The following is a 21,208-nucleotide window of genomic DNA, read 5'->3' on the forward strand; positions in this document are numbered from 1 at the left end:
ATGGACCCTCACGCGGGGCTTCCCGCACCCTCCGGTGCGCTCCGGCGATGCGGGCATCGTCGAGCCGGCGTGCGCCGCCCTTACCCGCGGGGATCTGCTTTTGCCGGTTTCCGCCCGGCGGGCCCGGGTGGCCGGGGCGTCTCCGCCGGTGGCAGGCGGACCGTCAGCGCCACGGTGCCGAGCAGCGGCACCAGTACGGCGAGGGTCCACGCCAACCCGGCCACCTGCGCGATCCACCCGATGAGCGCCGGCCCCAGCAGGATGCCGGCGTAGGTGAACGTCGTGAACCGGGACATCGCCGCGGCGGCGTCGCCGCCCGCCTCCGCCAGGCGCCCGACCGCGCTGAACGCCATGGGGATCAGCACCGAGCTGCCCAGGCCGAGCACCGCGAAGCCGGCCACCGCCGGACGCGGGTCGGGGCTGAGGACCGCCAGCGCCAGGCCGGCCGTGCCGATCAGGCCGCCGATGCGGAACAGCGCCGCGTCCCCGTAGGCCGACCTGAGCCGGTCGCCGACGACGCGGCCGGCCGCCTGGCAGCCGGTGAACGCCACCACCCCGGTGGACGCCAGCGCCAGCGAGGCTCCGCGGTCGTCGTGGAGGTAGACGCCGCTCCAGTCCAGCACCGCGCCTTCCAGGACCATCAGCAGCATCCCTGCCACCCCCAGCCGCACCACGCCGCGCGTCCAGCCCGCGCGCCACACGCCGCGCCGCGGCGCCGGCTCTCCCGGCTCCTTCTGCTCCTCCGGCTCCGCGGGGGAACGCGCCAGTACGCGCCCCAGCACCGCGCCCGCGAGCGTCATCGCCGCGGCCACGCCCAGCAGGTGCGCGGCGGTCGACAGCCCCAGGCGGATCACGGCCGCGCCGACCAGCGACGCCACGATGGCGCTCACGCTCCACGCCGCGTGGCAGCTGCTGAGGATGGGCCGCCCGAGACGCCGTTCCACGGTGGCCGCCCGCGCGTTCATCGCGACGTCGATCGTGCCGTGGACCGCCCCGAGCGCCACGGTCGCCAGCGCGTAGGTGACGAGATTCCCCGCGAGGCCGACGCACCCCAGTGCCAGCGGCGTCGCCAGCAACGACACCCGGATCACGGACGCGCTGCCGTGCCGGGCTGCCAGCCGCCCGACGAACTGCATCGCGACCAGCGCCGAGACGGCGAACAGCATGCCCACGGTGCCCATCTCGCCGTTGCTGAGCCCGAGTGCCTCCTTCAGCGCGGGCAGCCGCACGACGTAGCTGACCAGCGCCAGACCGTTGAGAAAGAACACGGCCGTCACCGGCCATCGTCCCTGCCCCGGGCTCTCGCCCCGCGCGCCGCGCCTCGTACCGTGCGTGCTCGTCGTCATCGCTGTCCCCGCATTCTTCCGGCATCGAAGTCACGCGGGCCGGCATCGATCGCCGGCCCACCCGGACGACGCACGGCACACGCCGGCGAGGACGGGGGCCGTCGGAAAAAGTGGGGGAGAATCTGGTCCGCGGGTGTCCTCCGCGGACCGCGGCGTTCGTCGTCCTGTCAGGCGGCCCCCGGGCCGCCGCCCACCGCCGAGGACGAACCGAGGAGAGTGAGAGTCATGAAGTACATGCTGCTGGTACGCGTCGACCCCGAGGCGCGCCCCGCCCCCGAGGAGGCCGACCCCGCCGCCTGGCTCGCGGAGGGCGCCCGCACCGGGGCGTGGCTGGAGGGCCACCGCCTGCGGGAGCCCGCCGACGCGACGACGGTGCGCGTCCGCGAGGGGAAGGTGCTGATCGCGGACGGCCCGTTCGCGGAGTTCAAGGAGCACATCGCCGGCTTCGACATCGTCGAGGCCGCCGGTCTCGACGCCGCCGCGGACTACGCCTCCCGGCACCCCATGGCCCGCTTCGGCGTCATCGAGGTGCGCGAGGTCTGGGAGGACTTCGACGAGCCGGAGGAGGCCACCGCCACCGACCTGACCTCGTCCACCGGCCGCCCCTACCTGATGATGATGGTCTCGGTGCCGGACGCCCCCGCCGTCCCGCCCGGCTCCGATGTGCCGCCGACGGCGTGGAACGAGGAGATGGAACGGCGCGGCGTGACCCGCGGCTCCCACCGGCTGCGCCCGGCCGACGAGGCGACCGCCGCCGGCGCCCGGGTCCGCGGCGGCCGGCCGCTGCTCACCCACGGCCCGTACGCCGAGATCACCGAGCAGGTCGGCGGCTACGACCTCGTCGTCGCCGCCGACCTCGACGAGGCCATCGAGATCGCCGCCAAGCACCCCTCGGCGTGGCGCGGTGCCGTCGAGATCCGCCCCCTGTGGCAGCCGGAGCCGGAGCCGGAGCCGGAGCCGGAGCCGCGGCCGTGACCGAGCCCTCCGCCCCCTCGTCGGCGCGGGGCGCCTTGAAGGCGGCGTTCACCGACGAGTGGGGCCGGGTCGTCGCCACGCTCATCCGGCTCACCGGCGACTGGGCCCTGGCCGAGGACTGCGCGCAGGACGCCTTCGCCGCCGCCGCCAGGCGGTGGCCGCGCGACGGCGTCCCGCGCCGCCCCGGCGCCTGGCTGACCACCGCCGCCCGCAACCGCGCCCTGGACGGCATCCGCCGCTCCACCACCGAGGCACGCAAGCTGCGGGAGGCCGCCGTGCTCATGGGATCCGAGGGGGCGGAGGGGGTGGCCGGCGGCGAGCCGGGCGAGGGCGACGCCGAGGACGCCATCCCCGACGACCGGCTGCGCCTGATCTTCACCTGCTGCCACCCCGCGCTGTCGATGGAGGCCCGCGTCGCCCTGACGCTGCGCACCCTGTGCGGCCTGACCGTCGCCGAGATCGCCCGCGCCTTCGGCACCACCGAGCCCGCGATGGCCAAGCGGCTGGTCCGGGCCCGCGGAAAGATCAGCCGCGCCGGCATCCCGTACCGGGTGCCCTCCGCCGAGCTGCTGCCCGAGCGGCTCGACGGCGTGCTCGCCGTGCTGTACCTGCTGTTCACCGAGGGGTACGCGGCCACGTCCGGCCCCAACCTGGTACGGGAGTCGCTCTCCCGCGAGGCGATCCGGCTGACCCGCACCCTCGACCGGCTGCTGCCGGGCCAGCCGGAGGTCCTCGGTCTGCTGGCGCTCCAGCTGCTCCACGACGCCCGCCGCCCCGGCCGCGTCGGCGCCGGCGGGCGGCTGGTGCCGCTGGAGGAGCAGGACCGCTCCACGTGGGACCGCGACCTCATCGCCGAGGGCGCCGGCGTCCTGGCCGAGGCGTTGCGCGCGGGGGAGCCCCCCGGCCCGTACGTCCTCCAGGCCCGGATCACCGGCCACCACTCCACGGCGCTGACGGCGGCGGCGACCGACTGGCCGGCCATCGCCGCCTGCTACGAGCGGCTGGCGGCCCTGACCGACTCGCCGTACGTCGACCTCGGCCGCGTCGTCGCCGTCGCCATGTCCGCCGGCCCCGACCGCGGTCTGGCCCTGTTCGGCGAGCTCCGCCTGCCCGAACGCCTCCCCGGCAACCACTACGTCCCCGCCACCGAAGCCGATCTCCACCGCCGCGCCGGCCGCCACCGCGAGGCCGCCGAGGCGTACCGCGCGGCGCTCGCGCTGGTCACCAACGAGGCGGAGCGGGACTACCTGCGGGAACGGCTGGCGTACGTGGAGGGGGAACGGTCGACACCGTGAGGTGGGCCGGTGCCGACGAGCGTGTGGTCCGGTGCGGGGACGTCGCCGTGGGTCGTGCCGGACGAGTGGGGGATCGTCCGGCGCCTTCGATCTCACCAACCCACCCCGCGGCTTCGGCCTTCTTTCGACGGGCGAGGAGGTCGGTTCCGGCTCCGGAGGGCGAGGAGTGCCGGTGCGCTCCGGTGGTTCAGGGGTTGGCGTGCAGCTGGACGGCCACCCGGTCGAAGCGGCGTGCCGCGAGGTCCTGGCGGGTGATGGTCCAGTACAGGATCGACATCGGGAACCCGGCCCACTGCGCGAGCAGGACCCACTCGCCGGGGTCCGTGGTCCGTTCACCCTCCTCCGGGTACGCGGAGCCGGCCACGGGGTCGCCGTAGTCGTCGAAGTTGGCGGCGTGGCCGCCGACCTGCCACTCGCCGCCGCCGTCGGTCTGGCCGGACCAGACGTCCCGCAGGGTGTCCGCATGGGGGTGCCGGGCGAGCGTCCCGTCGTCGGGCGGGGTGGTCGGCAGGGACACGCCGTACGTGAGGCGCAGCTCGCCCGTGCCGCGCAGCACGCTGTCCAGCTCCTCCGGGGTGTCGTACTCGTAGACCTCGTAGCCGGGGGACGACTCCCGTTCCTCCACCGGTACGCCGGCCGGGACGTACACGGCGCCGCCCGCGGGCCAGGGTTCGAGGTCGACGTTGGCGAAGAGGAGCAGCGAGCCGTCCGGCGGGAGCGGCAGGTCGGTGGCCCCGGCCGGGACGGCGGAGAGGTCGAGCGTCACGATGAGCTGGTGGTCCTCGCGGTGTTCCTCGCCCCGCGACCTGAAGCGGTCGCCCGGGGTGGGGACGTCGGGCGGGAGCATCAGCGGCCCGCCGAGCCTGCCCACCACCGGTCCGCTGCCGTCGGGGGCCGTCCGCAGCATCGGGCGCGCGAGCCCGAGCCAGCGGTCGACGTCCGCCGCCGGGACGCCTCGTGCCCGTGCCTGCTGCCGGAAGCGGTCGAGCCACCGGAGGGTTGCGGCGGGCAGGGCGCGGGTGGCCGGGGACAGCACCCCGTCGCCGAACTCCCAGCCGGGTTCCGGCACCGCGGCGCCCGGCTCGCCCAGGTCGGCGAGCCACTCGGCCGCCGACGCGCGCGCCGCCTTCCCGGCGCCGTCCAGCGCCGCCTGCGCGGCGGCGCGGGCGCCCGGGTGGTCGCCGAGCACCCGGCGCGCGGCCAGACGGTGCCGCGAGGTACCGAGCGCGATCGACGTCAGGCGCGGGACGAGCGTCTCCGGGGCCGCCGGGAAGCACAGGAGGATCCTCAGCACCATGTCGGTCGTGTCGACGGGGGCGTCGTCCGGGTGCCTCCTGGAGTCGGTTCCGTCCAGGTGCTCGTCCACCAGGTCGGGCCGCTCGGCGAACAGCGGCCACCACCGCCCGGCGTCCTCGGGTGTCAGGTCCGCCCCGATCATCCCGCCGGACCCGGGGGCCGTCCGGGTGGTCAGCAGCGCCGCGACCCGGCGGTCGGCGTCGGTCATCCCGGCCCGCCGCAGCGCGTCCCGCAGCACCCGGACGTCGGGCAGCTGCGCCAGCCGCTGCTCGACGCCGGGCCAGAAGCGGTCTCCCTCCGTACGGGCGGCGGCGGGCCGGGTGTCCAGGTCCGCCAGCAGGCCGGCGTCGGACGGCGGCGCCGGCGGCGGGACGGGGACGACGGCACCGGGGCCGCTCGCGAGAGCCGCCCGGTCGGCCGTCCGGCGCAGCAACGCCGCGCGCTCCGCGTCGAGCGGTGGTCCCGCCGGCGTCCTGAGCGCCTCCTCGATCGCGGCGAGGCCGCCGTCGACGTCGGCCAGGCGCCCCAGGACACCGGCGAGCCGGTCCGGTTGCGCGGTCCGCAGGTGCGGGCTCAGCAGTTCCACCTGCCGGGGCCCGTCGAGCCAGGCCAGCGCGGCGAGCGCGTCGTGCCGTACGCGAAGGTCCTCGTCGACGGCCAGCGCGGCGAAGAGGCCGGCGTGCCGTTCGGGATCGCGTGCGCACCGGGGCGCCACGAACCTGCGGAGACCGGGCAGGGCCTCGACGGCGACCTCGGCGACGACCTCGGCGTGCCGGTCGAGGAACGCGTCGCCGGCGTCGGTGGCCAGGAGCAGGTGCCCGGGGTTCCACACGTTGCCGGGGGCCATGGTCAGCAGCGTCAGTATCGTCGTGTGCACGGGCGTGCGGCCGGGCGCGTCGCCGGCCCGGGCGACGTCGCTCACGAAGCCGGGGGTCCACCGCGCGCGCACATCCTCGTGCTCCGCGGACCGGGACATGGTGGCCTTCGCCACGGTGTCGGTCAGCGTCTTGAGCCAGGTGACGGGCCCCCGCCGGTGCGGAACGGCGACCGCGCCCAGCAGGTGCCCGAAGCGGGCGAGGACGTCGGCCGGCGCGGTCCGGTAGAGGACGAGCCGCGCGGCATCGGCGGCGCGGGGGTGCCATCCCGGCTCCAGCTCCGCGACGGTGGCGACACGGGCGTCCGACCAGTTGCCGCCGTGGGACACCATTCGCCCGCCCAGCGTGGTCCGCAGATTCGCGAGCGCGGCCAGGACGTCGGGTCCCGTGCCGTGCAGGACGTACGCGGCCGCACCGTCGAAGGCGTGCTCCAGCTTCAGCGGCGCGAGGCAGGTGCGTACCGCGGGTGCGAGGCCGGCCGGCGTACCCGCCGGGTGTGGAGCGGCGCTGGTCTCTTCCGTCTCTTCCTGTTCCATCCGGGGATGCTAGGGGGACCCGCAGACATCGCGACCGGGCGCGGGGAGACCGTGGTGCGGGGAAGGGGCCGGTGCCGGACGGCACCGGCCCGCGCGACCGGTCTCACCCCCGGAGGCCGGCCCCGGCTCCTCGCCCCAGACCTGCTGTCCCGCGTCGTAGAGCGGGATGTTCCCGGCGAGCGTCGGCTGGTCGGTCAGGTTCTGGTCGTACTTGGGCAGGCGCGTCCAGGGGTTCCGCTGCTGTCGGCGGAGCTGCTGCGGGGTCGGCTCGTGGGGGACCTTGGTCGTCCGCTCCGTGAGAACGAGGGGGAAGGCCCGGCCCCGGATCATGATGGCCAGCGTGTGCACCTTCCAGCCACGGGCTTCCAGACCGGTGCGGAGGGTGGCGGCGATCTCGGTCATGGGCGCCGGGTTCTCGGTGGCGACGTCGAGATCCTGACGGGGGCGGTTCACGAGCCGGTGCGCCCGCACGGCGTACCCACCGGCGAGGACCAGAGGGTACGGCGAGGCGAGGGCGAGCGGCGGTGCGCCTCGAACGGCCGACCGGTCATCCGTTGGGCACCCGCCGTGGCGCCGGGGCGGCATCCGTCTCCGGTGACCCGGTCCCTCCCATGTCACGGTTCGGCGACCCGCTGCGTCGGTCATGGCGACGCTCCACACGCGACGCACGGGAGGCGACGGGATGGCCACGGACATGACCGAGTCACGGCAGCGAAACCCCTGGCTGGTGCTGGCCGTACTCTGCGCCAGCTTCTTCATGACGCTGCTCGACACGACGATCGTCACGATCGCCATCCCCGAGATGGCCGAGGGGCTTGGCGCGTCGCTGGACGACATCCTGTGGTTCGCCAACTCCTACATGCTGGTCTTCGCCACTCTGCTGCTGCTGTCCGGCCGGCTCGGCGACCGGTTCGGTCCGCAGCGCACCTTCGTCGCCGGCCTCGCGCTCTTCACCGCGGCCTCGGCGGTCTGCGGGCTCGTGGACACCCCGGGGCAGATGATCGCGGCCCGCGCCGTCCAGGGGCTCGGTGCCGCGGTGATGATGCCGCAGACCCTTGCCCTGATCACGGCCGTCTTTCCGGCGGAGCGCCGTGGTGCGGCGTTCGGCGTGTGGTCCGGGGTCGCCGGGCTGGCCACGGTCGCGGGGCCCGCGGTCGGCGGCGTGCTGGTTTCCGGGCTGGACTGGCGCTGGATCTTCTTCATCAACGTCCCGATCGGGGCGGTGGCCCTGGTGGGCGCGCTCGTCGTGGTGCCCGACGTCCGTACCGGCCGGGAGAGTTCGCTGGACCTGCCGGGTGTCCTGCTGTCCACGGCCGGTCTCAGCCTGATCGTGTACGCGCTGATCGAGGGCGAGCGCTACGACTGGGGCACCATCGAGTCGTTCCTCAGCATCCCGCTGGTGCTGGCGGCCGGCGTCCTGCTGCTCGGGATCTTCACGCTGCACCAGCGCGCCGGCCAGAGCGGCCGTCCGCTGGTCCCGTTCGAGCTGTTCCGCAGCCGGGGGTTCACCGTGTCCGCGACGCTCGGGGCGATGCTGCTGTTCGGTTCCATCGGGGTGCTGCTGCCGCTCACCCTCTACCTGCAGTCCGTCCTCGGCCTCTCCGCGAGCGAGGCCGGTCTCGCGCTGGTGCCGGGGCCCCTCGTGTCGCTGTTCATCGCGCCCGTGGCGGGCGCCGCGGTCGGCCGGCTCGGTGGGCGGAGGATCCTGGTCCCCGGGCTGCTGATCTTCGCCGGCGGGATCGCCCTGACGGCCGTCATGGCGCAGGCGGACTCCAGCGTGTGGGCGATCATTCCGGGGCAGCTCGTGTTCGGCGTCGGTATGGGTCTGGTCTTCGCACCCACCAGCACCCTCGCGATGCAGGAGATCCCGCCCCGGCTGACCGGCGTCGCCTCGGGCATGTTCACCACGTTCCGCCAGATCGGTGCCGTCGTCGGCGCCGCGGCCGTCGGCGCGGTGCTGCAGAGCCGGCTCGCCGCCGAGGGTGTTCCGGAGGAGGTGCAGCAGCAGGCCGGCCGGCTCGCGGACGCCGCGTTCGCCGACGGGCTGACCGACGCGGTGCACTACGGCCTGTACCTGACGGTTGTCGTGGCGGTCGCGGCCGCCGCCGTTGCGCTGCTGCTGCCGCCCGCGGCGCCGCGGCCGGCGGCCGCTGAACCCCGCGCCGGCAAGGACGCCGCCGCGGCCGTCGACTGACGCCCCGTTCCGCCGGCCGCACGCCGGTGCTCCGTTGTTCCCGCCCGACTCCCGAGGAGGAGTTCCCGTGCCGGAGAAGACCCTTGTCCAGAGGTACATCACCGCACTCGGCGACCAGGACTGGGCCGCCCTGGAGAAGTTGTACGCGCCGGACGTTATCATGTACACGCCTACCGCATGGGGGGTGAAAGGCGTGACCTTCGTGCTGGCGTTCTGTCGGGAGATCCACCTCGCCCACCCCGGTGTCCGCGCCGTGCTGCACGACGAGTTCTACAGCGCCGACGGCAGCCGGGCGGCCCTGCGCTTCGCACTGCACTGGCACAACACGGGTCCGTACTTCGGCAACCTGCCCACGGGCGAGCGCGGGTCCAGCATCGAGCAGCACACCGTGCGGCTGGCGGACGGACGGATCGTCGAGCAGGTCGTCGCGGCCAGCACCCTGGGGCTGCACTTCCTGCAGAAGGAGGCGTGGCAGGTGGAGTACGTGGCGGACGCCGCCGATCCGGCCCCGGAGATCGTCTCCGCGCCGGCGCGGCCCCCGGCCTCCCGGCCGTCTCACACACCCGCGCCCGGCGGCCGGCCGTGACCGGCACGCTTCTCGAGCGGCCGTGGACCGCGGAGGGCCTCGGCTGGCTGCGGGTCCCCGGCGACGTCGCCGCCCGGTTCCGCGAGCGCGGCCTGTGGCGCGACACCTCGGTGCTGCACGACCTGTTCCGGGTCGGCGCCGGGCGCCCCGACGACCCCGCGATCACCGTCTTCGGCGCGCGGGACGGCAGTGTCACCACCATGCGCTACGCCGAACTGGCCTTCCACGTCCGCAGGTTCGCCGCCGCCCTCACCGCCCTGGGGGTGCGCCGCGGTGACCGCGTCGCGTTCCAGCTGCCCAACTGGTGGGAGGTCCCCGCCCTCACCCTCGCCTGCTGCTGGACCGGAGCCGTCGCCGTCCCCCTGCTGCCCACGCTGCGCGCGCTGGAGCTGGAGCGCATGCTGCGGGTGGCCCGTGCCCAGGTGTGCGTCGTGGTGGACACCTGGGAAGGGTACGAGTGCGTGGCCGCGCTGGAGGAGATCGCCGGCCGGCTGCCCTGGCTGCGCCACGCCGTCGTCCACGGGGACCGGGTCCCGTCGTGGGCGGTCGACTTCCGCGGGCACTTCCTGCACACCCCCCACGAGGAGCGGTACCCGCCGCCGCGCCTGCCGGCGGGGGACGATCTGGACCGGGTCTGCATGCTGCTGTTCACCTCCGGCACCACCGGCGAGCGCAAGGCGGTGCTGCACACCGAGAACACCCTGTTCGCGGGGACCGGGGCGGGCGGCAGCCCGGTCGAGCGGGGCTGGGACGACGGCGAGGTGTTCAGCACCCCGCACCCGATCACCAGCCAGACCGGCCTGCTCTACTGCGTGTGGGGCCCGCTGCTGGCCGGGGGCACCGGCGTGTATCAGGACGTGTGGACGCCCGAGCACTATCTGGAACTGCTGTCGGCCGCCTCGGTCACCCAGACCTTCCTGGCCCCCTACTTCGTCCAGCCGCTCCTCGACGAGCAGCGCCGGCGCCCACGTTCGTTCCCCTCCCTGCGGTTCGTCATGACCGGGGGGGCTCCGGTGGAGGCGGACCTCGTCCGGGAGATCCGCGAGCGGATAGGGGTCCCGGCCCGCTCGTGCTGGGGGATGACCGAGGTGGGTATGGGGTTCCGGACCCGCGAGGACGACCCCGGGGACCGCGCCGCCAGCAGCGACGGCGCCCCGATACCGGGTCTGGACGTCCGGCTGCCCCCGGAGCCCGGTGGCGGGGGCGTCCGCCGGCTGCAGGTCCGCGGCGCCTCGCTCGCCGTCGGATTCTGGGAGCCGGGCTCGGGACGCCCGTTCCACGAGACGTGGCGGCACGACGACGGCTGGCTGGACACCGGGGACCTGGTCCGCGAGGACGGCCGGGGCGGCATCCGCTTCGTCGGCCGGGCGAGCCGGCGCATCGGCAGCACGTTCATGATCCCGGTGGCCGAGGTCGAACAGGAGATCAAGCGCCACTCCGGTGTCCGGGAGGTGGTCCTCGTCCCCTACCGGGATGAGTCGGGCCACGAGAGCTCGTGCGCCGTGGTCGTGGCCGCCGGTGAACGCTGCCCGACGCTGGAGGAGCTGGTGGGCATCCTCGTCGAACGCGGTATGACGCCGTGGTACCTGCCGACCCGGCTGCTGGAGGTGTCGCCGGAGCTGCCGCGCAACGAGAACGGCAAGATTCGCTACGAGAGGCTGGAGGCCATGATTGTAGAATCGGCGAGCAGTCCCGACGAGCGCCGATCCTGACGTAGCGGGGAAGCCATGGCCGAATTGACAGCCGTCTCCGAGACGTCCGGGACCACCGATCCGTTCGAACAGCACCGGCAGCTGATGTTCGGCATCTCCTACCGCATGCTCGGCACCGTCACCGACGCGGAGGACGTCCTGCAGGAGACCTGGCTGCGCTGGCGGCGCGCCGACCGCGGCGCCGTACGCGATCCCCGCGGCTATCTGGTCCGGGCCGTCACCCGTACCGCCATCGACCAGATGCGCCGCAGCCGGGCCCGGCGCGAGGAGTACGTGGGGCCGTGGCTGCCCGAGCCGCTGCTGGTCACCTCCGATGTTCCGGCGGAGTCCTCGCTGCTCGGCGAGTCGCTGGGCATGGCCGTCCTCGTGATGATGGAGACGCTGTCGCCGCTGGAGCGCGCGGTGTTCGTGCTGCACGAGGTGTTCGGCTTCAGCTTCCCCGAGGTCGCCGCGGCCGTCGATCGCAGCGAGACGGCGGCACGGCAGCTCGGCAGCCGCGCCCGGCGGCATGTGCGGCTCGGCCGGCGGCGGTTCGAGCCGGACCGCCGGCAGGTCCGGGAGATCACCGAGCGCTTCCTCGCCGCCTGCTTCAACGGCGACGTGGCGTCGCTCATGGCGGTGCTGGCCCCCGACGTGACGATGTGGGCGGACGGCAACGGCCGCGCGGAGACCCCGCGCGCCCCGCTGCACGGCGCCGCGGCCATCGCCGAGTACTTCGCGTCCGTCGCGGGGAGCTATCCGGCCGGGATCACGGTCCGCCTGCGCGAGCAGTACGACGGCACGCCCGCCGCCGTACTGGCCGCACCGGCCGGTGTGTTCGCCGTCGTCGTCGTGGACGTCGGCCTCAGCGACGACGGCCGGCCGCACATCACCGCCGTACGCGCGGTGCGCAGCCCGGAGAAGCTGGGACGGGTGCCGGCCGGGTCCTGAGCACCGCCGGACCGGCCGCCCGTCACCCCGCCGCCGGGCCCACCCCGTTGCGGCGCCGGCGGTCGATGACCCACTGCGCGACATGGATGCGCGAGGGTACCTGGAGGCGGCGCATGACCTCGCGTACGTGGTTGACCACCGTCCACTCCGACAGCCGGAGCCGCTGGGAGATCTGCCGGTTCGTCAGCCCCTGGCTGACCAGCATCGCCACCTCGTACTGCCGCGCCGTGAGCTGCACCAGCGGGGATGCCGCCGTCTCGGGCTCCGCCGCCGGCGGGCCGACGGCCAGCGCCTCGCTCGCGGCGGCGTGGGCGGACAGCGCCCGGCCCTCCTGCCGGGCCACGTCGTGCGCGGGACCGGACAGCACCCGGAGCGTGTCGCGCAGCGCCGCCTTGGTCTCGTCCGCGACGAGCGGCGGCCGGGCGCCGGTCACCTGACGGAGGGCGGCGGCCGCCGCGAGCAGCCGGGCCACCCGGGGCCCCTGGTGCGGCAGCCGCCGCCACACCAGCAGCGAGTGCTTCTCCAGCACGCCCGGCAGCATGGAGTGCTCGCCCACGGCCCGCAGCCGGTACAGGCTCTCCCATAACAGCCGCTCCGCGAGCGCCTGGTCGCCGCGTGAGTCGGCCAGCGCACCGCGCAGGGCCAGCACCAGCCCCTCGCCCCGGGTGTCGCGGGCCCCCATGAACAACGTGTGCGCCGTCTCCAGCAGCTCCCCGGCCAGCTTGGGGTCGATCTGCCGGCTGCCGGCGGCCAGCGCCAGCGCGGCGTCCGCCGTCTCGGTGGCCGCGCTGTCGCCGGCCGCCTTGTCGCGGGCCGCCACGTGCAGCAGTTGCTCCGCGGCCCTGCGTACCGCCGAGGGTTTGGCCGGGCGGTGGCTGATCGCGAGCCGGGCCAGGGCGGCGCGCTCGCGGACGGTGTCGCCCCGCTCGTGGAAGGTGTGGGCCGCGTGCCGGAAGCAGTCCGCCGCCAGCCGCGTTTCGCCGCGCGCCAGCGCCAGCTCGCCGCGCGCCGCCTCGGCCCGTGCGGTCAGCTCCGCGTGCCCGGGGGCGGCCAGGAACGCCTCCGACGCCTTGGCCAGCCACTGCTCGCCGAGCACAAGGTGACCGCGCACCAGCCAGAAGCGGTACAGCGCGAGGGCGGCACGGGCCGCCTCGGTGCGGCGCCCGCACGACTCCAGATGGGACAGCGCGGTCAGCAGGTCCTCGTGCTGCGGCGCGAGGCTCTGGAACCACTCCGCCTGTTGCGGGCGCGTCAGCCCCTCCTCCGCCTGCCGGGCCAGCGCGAGGAAGTGCTCCGCGTGCCGGTTGCGGGCGTTCCGCAGCTGACCCGACGCCGCCAGCCGCTCCAGGCAGAACTCGCGGACGGTCGCGAACATCGTGAACCGCGGCTCCCCCCGGCCCGGCGTCACCCGTAACAGGTTGTGGTCGACGAGCACCTGCATCACCTGCTCCGCCCGGTCAGCGGGCAGGTCCCAGAGCTTCTCGACGGTGGAGAGGCCGACGCTGCCGGTGAAGACCGCGAGCCGCATGATCAGATCGCGCTGCTCCTCGTCGAGCAGCCGGAAGCTGTGCCCGGTGACGATCCGGATGCTGCGGTGCAGCGGCGACCGCGTGGCATGGGTGCCGCCGAGCACCGGCCGGCCCTCCCGCAGCCGGGTCAGCAGGCTGTCCACGCCGAAGAACCGCAGCTTCTCGGTGACCATCTCGATCGCCAGCGGCAGCCCGTCCAGCCGGGCGCAGATCTCCGCCACCGCCGGGGCGTTCTGCGCCGTCAGGGCGAAAGCCGGGTCGACCGCCCGGGCCCGGTCGACGAACAGCTCCACCGCGGCGTGGTCCCGGAGCTCCCCCACGTCCATGCGGTACGGCGGCGCCGGGGTCGGCAGCGGCAGCACGGGGAAGAGCCGCTCCCCGTACAGCAGCAGCGGCCGGCGGCTGGTGGCGAGGAAGCTCAGCTGGGAGAAGCGGGTCAGCAACGTGTCGACGGCGGCCGCGGTGGCGGTGGCGGCCTGCTCGAAGCCGTCCAGGACCAGCAGGGTCGGCTCGTCGGGCAGCCGTGCGGAGAGTGCTTCCGTCAGACCGTCGCCGCCGACGGTCTGGTGCAGGTCCAGGTACGCCACCCGGGACGAGCGCACCTCGGCCATGACCGCCTGGGCGAGCCGGCTCTTGCCGACTCCGCCGGGGCCGGTCAGGGTCACCAGCCGGTGCCCGCCCCAGCCGAACTGGCCGGAGAGGGTGAGGACGTCCAGGTCGCGGCCCACGAGCGTGGTGCGCTGCGCCGGGGTCCGCGCCGGTTCGTCCAGGACCAACCGGGGGGACAGCTCTCCGGCGCCGAGCGCCCCGGCCGTCATGTGGGGCTTCCGATCGAGGTCCGGTGGTCTCTCGGCAACTGTGGTCGGGTGCTCGGCACGACTACCCCCGTTCCGTCACCTCGCCAGAGGTGCCGAATGATAGGCCAGTGGTGTTCAGGTTGCTTTCCGGCCGTTGCGCCCGGCCGGTCTGTGCGGCTTCTCCTCCTCTTCCTCTTTCTCTTCTTCCTCTTTCTCTTTCTCTTTCTCTTTCTCCTTCTTGGCCGTCGCCGTGCCACGGCCCGTTGCCCGCTGTACGGCCAGGCAGGCCACCCCGAGCACCAGCCCCCAGAACGCGGCCGCCAGCCCGAGAAGCGTGACACCGGAGGCGGTCGTGAGGAAGGCGACCAGCGCGGCGGTACGGTCGCGGGTCGCCGCGAACGCGCCCGACAGGCTGCCGCCGAGAGCGCCGAGCAGGGCGACGCCCGCGGCCACCGACACCAGCGCCGCCGGCAGCGTGGCGAACAGCCCGGCGACCGTCGTACCGAACACGCCGACCGCGACGTACAGCATTCCGCAGCTCAGCCCGGCCACGTACCGCCGGTCACGGTCCGGGTGCGCGTCCGGACCGGCGCAGATCGCCGCGGTGATCGCACCCAGGTTCAGCGCGTGCGCCCCGAACGGCGCGAAGGCGGCGGACGCCACGCCCGTGTCCCGTACCAGCGGGCCGGACGGCAGCGCGTACCCCGCCTCCCGCAACGCCCCGACCCCCGGCGCGTTCTGCGCCGACATGGTGACCAGAAACAGCGGCAGCGCCAGGCTCACCAGCGCCTCACCCGGCCACGCGGGTGCCGTGAACACGGGCGTCGCCGGGGCCAGCCGGACGCCTTCCGGGGACAGCGTGCCGTCGAGGGCCGCCACCGCGACGGCCGCGGCCAGCGGCGCCGTGATGGCGTACCGGGGTGCTACCCGCTGGAGGACGACGTACCCCGCCAGCATCACACCCGCCACCGCGGGCGCGTCCTCCAGCGCCCGGAGCGCCTCCAGGCCGAACCGCAGCAGGATCCCGGCCAGCACCGCGGAGACGACGGCGGCCGGAATGCGCCGCATCAGCGCCTCGAACCAGCCGGTCACCCCGATCAGCACCGTCAGCCCGGCCGCCGCGAGATACGCCCCCACGGCCACCCCGTACGGCACCTCGTCAAGCTGCGTGACCAGGAGCGCCGCTCCCGGCGTCGACCAGGCCGCGACGACCGGCGCGCGGTACCGCCAGCTCAGCACGAGTCCCGTCACGCCGCTGCCGACGGCGACGGCGCAGATCCACGAGGAGAGCAACTCCTCCTCCAGACGCCCCGCGTGCGCCGCCTGCACCACGACGGTCAGCGGCCCCGCGAACGAGACCACGACCGCGACCGCCCCCGCGACCACCGCCGACAGCGACGCGTCCCGCCACACCCGCCGCGCGTGGCCGCCGAGGACGGTCGCCATCAGAGGATTTCGACGTTGGCGGCCGGCCGCAGCCGCCGCCGGCAGTCCAGGACGTGCCGCGCGCCGCGCAGCACCGCCTCGTAGTCGAAGCCGTCGTGGTCGGTGAGCAGCACCACCGCGTCCGCGGCGGCCACCTCCGCCTCGGTCAGCTCCACCCGGACCACCCGGCTGTCCAGCGGCGCGGTCTCCCGTACGTGCGGGTCCACCGCGTGCACCTGCGCGCCGGTGCGCAGGAGTAACTCCGCGACCCGCAGCGCCGGTGACTCCCGGGCGTCGCCGCTGTTGCGCTTGTACGCCAGCCCCAGCAGCAGCACCCGCGAGCCGTTCGCCGGCCGCTGGCGCTCGTTGAGCGCCTCGACCAGGCGCTGCACCACGTAGTGCGGCATCTGGCTGTTGACGTCGTTGGCGAGGTCGACGAAGCGGAAGCGGCGGCCCAGCTGGCGCTCCACCCGCCAGGACAGGTAGCGCGGGTCGACCGGCAGACAGTGGCCCCCCACCCCCGGGCCGGGGGTGAAGGGCATGAACCCGAACGGCTTGGAGGAGGCCGCGTCGATCGCCTCCCAGGCGTCCACGCCGAGTTCGCGGGCGATCACCGCCATCTCGTTGACCAGGGCGATGTTGACGTGCCGGTAGGTGTTCTCCAGCAGCTTGGCGAACTCGGCGACCTTCGGGCCGTGCACGGGCACCGTGCACTCCACCACGGTGCCGTAGAACTCCTCGACCCGGCGCAGGGACTCGGGGCCGGTCCCCGAGACGATCTTGGGCGTGGACTCCAGCGTCCACTCGGGGTTGCCGGGGTCGATGCGCTCGGGGCTGTAGCCGAGGTGGAAGTCGGTGCCGGGGCGCAGCCCGCTCTCCTTCTCCAGCAGCGCCCCGAAGACGTCCTCGGTGGTGCCCGGGTACGTGGTCGACTCCAGCACGACCAGCACCCCCGGCCGCAGGTGCCCGGCGAGCGTGAGTGCCGCATCCTCGATGCAGGTCAGGTCGGGCACGTCGTCCAGCAGCGGCGTCGGTACGGTGACGACGGCGACGTCGAAGCCGGCGAGTTCGCCGGCGTCGGTCGTGGGGCGGTAGGAGCCGGACTCCAGCGCCTTGGCCAGACGCCGCTCGTCCACGTCCTCCACGAAGGACTCGCCCGCCTCCAGCCGGGCGATCCGGGAGGCGTCCACGTCGTAGCCCACGACCGTGTGGCCGGCCTCCGCCGCCCGTACAGCCAGCGGCAGGCCCACGTACCCCTGGCCGACGACCCCCACGCGACGGCCCGGGTGCCCGGGGGCGCGGCCGTTCCTCGATTGGGACATGGTGTGCCCTTTCAGCCGTAGTGCACGATGAGGAGGTTGGCCGCGACGAGGAGGACGACGCCCCAGCGGTGGATGGTGACGCCTTGCTTGCGGGCCGACAGCACCTCACCCGCGAGCAGCCCGGTGTACGCCTGCCGGGCGCGCATCCCCACCACCGGCAGCAGGACCGCGCAGAACCACCACGGCACCGCGCCGAGAGCCGTGGCCAGGACGATCGCGCCGGTCTCGGAGAGCGAGAGCGCGGCGATGAGCCGGCGGTAGCCGCCGGGGGAGACGCTCGTGGCCAGGTTGCGGCGCCCCGCCGCGCGGTCGCCGTCCACGTCGTTGATGTTGGAGTAGACCGAGACCATCAGGCTCCACAGCCCGAACAGGAAGCACTCCAGCCAGGCCGCGCCGGTCATACTCCCGTTCAGCAGGGTGAAGGGGATGAGCACGGACAGCCCGGTGCTCATCCAGATGACCGCCTCCTGGCCACCGCGGTAGCTGAGCCTCAGACCGTACGAGTACTGCACGCTGATGACCACCGAGAAAGCCGCCGCCACCAGCACCCACCACGGCCGGTGCGGCGCGACCCACGCGGTCAGCGCCCACAGCGCGCTGCCCCCGAGGGCGCAGCACCAGCCGAAGAGGAGCGCCTGCCGCAGCGTGATCCGCCCGTCGAGGAGCGGCTTGCGGTCCCGGGAGCGCAGCGACGCGCCGGGGTCGTAGTTGCGGGAGTCGCTGCCGTCCCGCAGCCCGGTGACGTCGTCCAGCGTGACCGTCGCGGCGACCACGCCGACCCAGCCCGCGTCGAAGAGCACCAGCACCCACCAGGTACGCGGCTCCTCCCAGGCGGCGGTCGGCAGCAGCGCCAGGACCACCAGGACGCACAGGTAGTAGTCGAAGAACGCCAGCTTCGCCAGCTTCGCGTACGCGCCCAGCCGCTCCCGTACCCCCGTACGGGCGGGCGCCGAGGTCGCCGCCGTCACCGCCCCGGCTCCGTCCCGCCGGCCTTGCGGGCGACCGTGCTGATCAGCACCTGGCTCAGCCAGCGGTGGGCCGGGTCGGCCATCTCGGCCAGCGCCGCGTCGATCCTGGCGTCGTCCAGCAGCCCGGTGGCCACGATCCGCGGCCGCATGAACTCCAGCCACAGCATGTAGTGCCGCGCCTGGTCGGAGCCGCCGCGCACCATCACCGCCCGGCCCTCTGCGGTGGCCTCCAGCCCGGCTTCCAGCACCAGGTGCAGGTCCACGTGGCCGCCCCGCGGGTCGTGCCCCGCATCGCGCATCAGCCCGTACCCGGCGGCCCGTACGTCCTGGAGGAAGTCCTCCGAGACGGCGGAGCGGAAGAGCGTGGAGGAGTCGGTGTCCTCCAGGAACAGCAGCCCTCCGGGCCGTAGCGCGCGCACCATGCGGGCCACCGCGGCGGGCCGGTCGGGCAGGTGCTGGAGCACCATGCGGGAGTGGACGAGGTCGAACGCCGCCTCCGGCAGCTCCTCCGCCCGCAGATCGTGCCGTACGACGTCCACCTGCGGCAGCTCCGCCAGCGGGCGCAACCGCTCGGTCTGCAGGTCGGTGGCGACGACCCGGCCCGACGGGCCGACCAGGTCGGCGAGCCGGCGCACCACGGAGCCCGAGCCGGCCCCGATCTCCAGGCAGTGCCAGCCCGGGCCCACGCCCAGCGCGGTCAGCCGCTCCACGGTGCCCGGGTCCCAGATCGCCTCGTTCGTCCGCAGCCGTTCCGTCTCCTTCTCCCAGACCGGGTCGAAGACGTACTTCTGCTGGGCGGGCGCGCTTGTCATCGGGGCCTCCCCGGGTCGCTCGCGGGTGCTCATGCGTAGAACTCGCAGACCGTGTCGGCGATGAACTCCACTTCGGCGTCGGACAGATGGGGCCAGATCGGAATGGCCAGGTTGCGCGCGGAGGCGAGCTCGGCGTTCGGCCAGCGGCCGTCCGGGTCGGCCCACGGCGCGAAGGCGGGCTGCTTCGGGAGGGGGACGGGGTAGTAGAGGTGGCTGCCGATATGACGCTCCGTCAGATACGCGCGCAGGTCCTCGCGACGGTCGACGAGCAGCGAGTAGACGTAGTAGCAGCGGCCGTTGCGCCCGGCCGGCGGCGCGACGATCCCCCGCTCGCGCAGCGGCTCGAAGCGCTCGGTGTAGTAGTCGGCGATCCGGGCGCGGCGCTCCAGCCGGTCCGGGAAGCCGGGCAGCCGGTGCAGCTGGAAGGCGGCCAGGACCTCGTCGAACCGGCTGTTCTGGCCGACGCGGTGGTGCAGGAAGCGGTGTACGCCGTCCTGCCCGTGGTTGCGCAGCATCCGCGCGGCGCGGGCCAGCTCGGGGTCGTCGGTCAGCACCATGCCGCCCTCGCCCGCCGTGCCGAACGCCTTGACCTGGAAGAAGGAGAACACCCCGAGGTCCCCCCAGCGGCCGGCGGGCCGGCCGTCCAGGACCGCGCCCTGGGCGACGGCCGCGTCCTCGATGAGCGCGAGTCCGTGTTCCCGGGCGATGGTCCCCAGGCGCTCCATGTCCGCCATGATCGAGAAGACGTGGGCCGGCATCAGCGCCTTGGTGCGCTCGGTGATCAGCGACTTCGTGGCGTCGGGGTCCAGCACCATGGTCCACGGGTCGACGTCGGCGAAGACCGGCGTGGCACCGGCGTTCGCCACCGAACTGGCCACCGGCTGGCAGCAGAAGGCCGGGACGATCACCTCGTCTCCCGGGCCGATGCCCAGTGCCCGTACGGACAGCTCCAGCGCCCCGGTGCCGCTGGCGCAGGCGACGACGTGTTCGGCGCCCGTCGCCTCGCTCAGTGCCTCCTCCAGCTCGGCGGTGCGCGGGCCCAGGATGAACCGCTGCCCGGCGCCCGTACCGAGCTCGTGGACCGCCGACAGCAGCGCCTCGCGGTCCTCTTCGAACAGGTCCGGGGGAAAGAAGGGCAGGGTCTTCACGATGCGGCCCCCGTGTAGAAGCGGCGGACGGCCTCGCACACCCGCTGGATGTCGTCGAGGCCGAGGTCCGGGTGGAAGGGAAGGGCGACGGTGCGCTCACACGCGGCCTCCGCGTGCGGGAAGTCGCCCCGGCGGTAGCCCAGCTCGGCGAAGCAGGGCTGCAGGTGCAGCGGCGTCGGGTAGTAGGTCTCCGTGCCGATGCCCTCGCGGGTGAGGTGCTCCACCAGGGCGTCGCGCCGCTCGGCCTCGATCACGTACACGTAGAAGACGGGGTCCGCCGGCACCTCCCGCACGGCCACGGTGGGCAGCCGGAGGATGCCGGGCACGCCGGTCAGCAACTCGGTGTACGCGGCCGCCAGCTCCGCCCGCCGCGCGATCGCGTCGTCGAGCCGGGGCAGCTTGCCGAGCAGCACGGACGCCTGGATGTCGTCCATCTTGCTGTTGGTGCCGGACGCCCCGGAGAGGTTGGAGATACCGGCGATGTGATCCACCGTGCGGCCCATCCGGCCGTGGTGGCGCAGGATCGCCACCTGCTCCGCGATCTCGGGGTCGTCGGTCAGGACGGCACCGGCGTCGCCCAGCGCGCCCAGGGTCTTGGTCGGGAAGAACGACAGCACGCCGCCGTCGCCGAGCAGTCCGGCGTGGCGGCCGTCCCGGCGCATGCCGATCGCCTCCGCGCTGTCCTCCACCACCTTCAGCCCGTGCCGTTCGGCCAGGGCGCCGAGCGCTCCCATGTCGGCGAGCTGCCAGAAGAGGTGCACCGGCATGACCGCCCTGGTGCGCGGGGTGACGGCGGCCTCGGCGGACGCCGGATCCATCGCGTACGTCTCCGGATCGATGTCGGCGAACGCCGGAGTGGCGCGGGCCAGCGCCACCGACGAGGCCGAGGCGACGAAGCTGAACGCCGGCACGACCACCTCGTCGCCGGGGCCGACGCCGCAGGCGCGCAGCAGCAGGACCAGCGCGTCCGTCCCGCTGTTGACCGCCACCACGTGCCGGGCGCCGGTGTATTCGGAAAGTGCCTTTTCCAGCTCGGCGACCTGTCGGCCGTGCGAATATTTGCCGCGGTCGAACATCTCGTTGAGGTGCTGTTTGATGTCCGGCCAGCAGTTGTCGAAAGTTTCGGCCTGGGTGAAAAACGGGACCGGCGGATCGCTTTCCGGCTCCGTGCTTTCGGCGGTACTCCGGGTGGGGGAAATCACGCGGCAGTCCTCCGTTTACCGGGCGGATATGTCGATGTTCGCAGTAGAGCCGTTCGCTTTCCCGGCGGCAACGGGCAGATCCCTGCCAACGCCGGGGGCAGGGCACCGGCAAGCATCAGTCATGCCGGGTGTGTGGCAGGTTGAACGCGCAGATCAGGAACCATCTCCCGACTTCGTGCGGCGGCCGTGGCGACGGGCTTCAACGACCCGTTCTTGACACCCCCGCCGCCCTCCTGCAATCTTTTTGAAGCGCTGTCGCG

General features: G+C 74.1%; 15 protein-coding genes and 1 pseudogene. 6 read left to right on the forward strand and 10 right to left on the reverse strand.

Annotated elements, in window-relative coordinates; all coding sequences use genetic code 11:
• Positions 1–80 precede the first annotated feature (80 nt).
• On the reverse strand, positions 81–1,277 hold the full coding sequence (locus ACHZ99_RS14245) for an MFS transporter (protein ID WP_420304907.1): 1,197 nt from the start codon (positions 1,275–1,277) through the stop codon (positions 81–83).
• Between the two features lie 294 nt (positions 1,278–1,571).
• Between ACHZ99_RS14245 and ACHZ99_RS14250 the strand changes: the two genes are divergently transcribed.
• Positions 1,572–2,321 (forward strand): YciI family protein, encoded by a 750-nt coding sequence (locus ACHZ99_RS14250; RefSeq protein ID WP_420304908.1) that lies wholly within the window; start codon positions 1,572–1,574, stop codon positions 2,319–2,321.
• Positions 2,318–3,616 carry an RNA polymerase sigma factor gene (locus tag ACHZ99_RS14255; RefSeq protein WP_420304909.1) on the forward strand — a complete coding sequence of 433 codons (1,299 nt, stop codon included), beginning with the start codon at positions 2,318–2,320 and terminating at the stop codon, positions 3,614–3,616. The genes ACHZ99_RS14250 and ACHZ99_RS14255 overlap by 4 nt, the downstream gene beginning before the upstream one ends.
• 187 nt (positions 3,617–3,803) lie before the next feature.
• Here the strand turns inward: ACHZ99_RS14255 and ACHZ99_RS14260 are convergent, their stop codons facing one another.
• Positions 3,804–6,323, reverse strand: a complete 2,520-nt coding sequence (locus ACHZ99_RS14260) for a hypothetical protein (RefSeq protein WP_420304910.1) — start codon at positions 6,321–6,323, stop codon at positions 3,804–3,806.
• 336 nt (positions 6,324–6,659) lie between these two features.
• Positions 6,660–6,908: pseudogene (locus ACHZ99_RS14265) on the reverse strand (hypothetical protein); the annotation flags it as partial.
• Between the two features lie 109 nt (positions 6,909–7,017).
• Between ACHZ99_RS14265 and ACHZ99_RS14270 the strand changes: the two are divergent.
• The 4 genes from ACHZ99_RS14270 (at position 7,018) to sigJ (ending at position 11,745) form a co-directional block, all read left to right on the forward strand.
• Positions 7,018–8,517, forward strand: a complete 1,500-nt coding sequence (locus ACHZ99_RS14270; RefSeq protein ID WP_420304911.1) for an MFS transporter — start codon at positions 7,018–7,020, stop codon at positions 8,515–8,517.
• Between the two features lie 67 nt (positions 8,518–8,584).
• Positions 8,585–9,103 (forward strand): nuclear transport factor 2 family protein, encoded by a 519-nt coding sequence (locus ACHZ99_RS14275; protein ID WP_420304912.1) that lies wholly within the window; start codon positions 8,585–8,587, stop codon positions 9,101–9,103.
• Positions 9,100–10,815: an AMP-binding protein gene (locus ACHZ99_RS14280; protein WP_420304913.1), complete on the forward strand. Its 1,716-nt coding sequence runs from the start codon at positions 9,100–9,102 to the stop codon at positions 10,813–10,815. The genes ACHZ99_RS14275 and ACHZ99_RS14280 overlap by 4 nt, the downstream gene beginning before the upstream one ends.
• 15 nt (positions 10,816–10,830) lie before the next feature.
• Positions 10,831–11,745, forward strand: a complete 915-nt coding sequence (gene sigJ, locus ACHZ99_RS14285) for an RNA polymerase sigma factor SigJ (RefSeq protein ID WP_420304914.1) — start codon at positions 10,831–10,833, stop codon at positions 11,743–11,745.
• A gap of 22 nt (positions 11,746–11,767) precedes the next feature.
• Here the strand turns inward: sigJ and ACHZ99_RS14290 are convergent, their stop codons facing one another.
• From ACHZ99_RS14290 to ACHZ99_RS14320, 7 genes are all read right to left on the reverse strand, one after another.
• On the reverse strand, positions 11,768–14,092 hold the full coding sequence (locus ACHZ99_RS14290) for an ATP-binding protein (RefSeq protein ID WP_420304915.1): 2,325 nt from the start codon (positions 14,090–14,092) through the stop codon (positions 11,768–11,770).
• 114 nt (positions 14,093–14,206) lie between these two features.
• Positions 14,207–15,517 (reverse strand): benzoate/H(+) symporter BenE family transporter, encoded by a 1,311-nt coding sequence (locus tag ACHZ99_RS14295; RefSeq protein ID WP_420304916.1) that lies wholly within the window; start codon positions 15,515–15,517, stop codon positions 14,207–14,209.
• Positions 15,517–16,818, reverse strand: coding sequence for a nucleotide sugar dehydrogenase (locus ACHZ99_RS14300; RefSeq protein ID WP_420304917.1), 1,302 nt, complete (start codon positions 16,816–16,818; stop codon positions 15,517–15,519). The genes ACHZ99_RS14295 and ACHZ99_RS14300 overlap by 1 nt, the downstream gene beginning before the upstream one ends.
• Before the next feature lie 11 nt (positions 16,819–16,829).
• A complete protein-coding gene (locus ACHZ99_RS14305; protein ID WP_420304919.1) occupies positions 16,830–17,786 on the reverse strand; it encodes a UbiA family prenyltransferase in 957 nt (318 codons plus the stop codon).
• The gene (locus tag ACHZ99_RS14310; protein WP_420304920.1) at positions 17,783–18,598 is read right to left on the reverse strand and encodes a class I SAM-dependent methyltransferase; all 816 of its coding nucleotides are present in this window, start codon (positions 18,596–18,598) and stop codon (positions 17,783–17,785) included. The genes ACHZ99_RS14305 and ACHZ99_RS14310 overlap by 4 nt, the downstream gene beginning before the upstream one ends.
• 29 nt (positions 18,599–18,627) lie before the next feature.
• A complete protein-coding gene (locus tag ACHZ99_RS14315; RefSeq protein WP_420304921.1) occupies positions 18,628–19,746 on the reverse strand; it encodes a DegT/DnrJ/EryC1/StrS family aminotransferase in 1,119 nt (372 codons plus the stop codon).
• On the reverse strand, positions 19,743–20,948 hold the full coding sequence (locus ACHZ99_RS14320; protein WP_420304922.1) for a DegT/DnrJ/EryC1/StrS family aminotransferase: 1,206 nt from the start codon (positions 20,946–20,948) through the stop codon (positions 19,743–19,745). The genes ACHZ99_RS14315 and ACHZ99_RS14320 overlap by 4 nt, the downstream gene beginning before the upstream one ends.
• Positions 20,949–21,208 lie beyond the last annotated feature (260 nt).

The sequence above is a fragment of the Streptomyces sp. MAR4 CNX-425 genome, from assembly GCF_048656465.1.
Lineage (GTDB): Bacteria > Actinomycetota > Actinomycetes > Streptomycetales > Streptomycetaceae > Streptomyces.